Source organism: Streptomyces sp. NPDC017890 (assembly GCF_044328675.1).
GTDB lineage: Bacteria > Actinomycetota > Actinomycetes > Streptomycetales > Streptomycetaceae > Streptomyces.
The window spans coordinates 1-1,016 of record NZ_JBIRHU010000177.1; the positions used below are offsets into that span (position 1 = coordinate 1).

Annotated in this window: 1 protein-coding gene; it reads left to right on the forward strand. The window is 68.6% G+C overall.

All coding sequences use genetic code 11. From position 1 onward, the window contains the following. Positions 1 to 1,016 (forward strand): beta-ketoacyl synthase N-terminal-like domain-containing protein (locus ACH4F2_RS36370; protein WP_398136850.1); only part of this gene is annotated, 1,016 nt, incomplete at both ends.

The following is a 1,016-nucleotide window of genomic DNA, read 5'->3' on the forward strand; positions in this document are numbered from 1 at the left end:
ACGACGGTGGTGTTCGACTATCCGAGTTGTGCGGTGCTGGCGGAGTTCCTGGCGGACGAGCTGGGTGACGGTGGTGGTGCCGGTGCGGTGGCCGGGGCGGGGCGGGTCGTTTCGGCTTCGGTGACGGACGAGCCGGTGGCGATCGTGGGGATGGCGTGCCGGTTCCCCGGTGGTGTCACGTCCCCGGAGGCCCTGTGGGACCTGGTGGCCTCGGGCACGGACGCCATGGCGGCCTTCCCGACCGACCGCGGCTGGGACCACGACGACCTCTACGACCCCGACCGTGGGCGTTCGGGCAGTTCGTATGTCCGCCAGGGCGGTTTCCTCTACGACGCTGCGGAGTTCGATCCCGGTCTGTTCGGGATCAGTCCGCGTGAGGCGCTCGCGATGGACCCGCAGCAGCGGCTCCTCCTCGAAACCGCCTGGGAGACCTTCGAACGCGCCGGCATCCCGCCGCTCTCCATGCGTGGCACGGACACCGGAATCTTCACCGGAACCAACGGCCAGGACTACGCGGCCGGCCTCCAGCACACGACCGAAGACGTCGAGGGATACCTCGGTACCGGTAATGCGGCGAGTGTGGTGTCGGGTCGGTTGTCGTATGTGTTCGGGCTTGAGGGTCCGGCGGTGACGGTGGATACGGCGTGTTCGTCGTCGTTGGTGGCGCTGCATCTGGCGATGCAGGCGTTGCGTAATGGTGAGTGTGGGATGGCGTTGGCGGGTGGTGTCACGGTGATGTCGACGCCTGGGACGTTTGTGGAGTTCAGCCGGCAGCGGGGGTTGTCGGCGGACGGGCGGTGCAAGGCGTTCGCGGAGGCGGCGGACGGTACCGGCTGGGGTGAGGGTGTGGGGCTGCTGCTGGTGGAGCGGTTGTCGGATGCGCGCCGTAACGGTCATCGGGTGCTGGCGGTGGTGCGGGGTTCGGCGATCAATCAGGACGGTGCGTCGAACGGTCTGACGGCGCCGAACGGTCCGTCGCAGCAGCGGGTGATCCGGCAGGCGTTGGCCAATGCGCG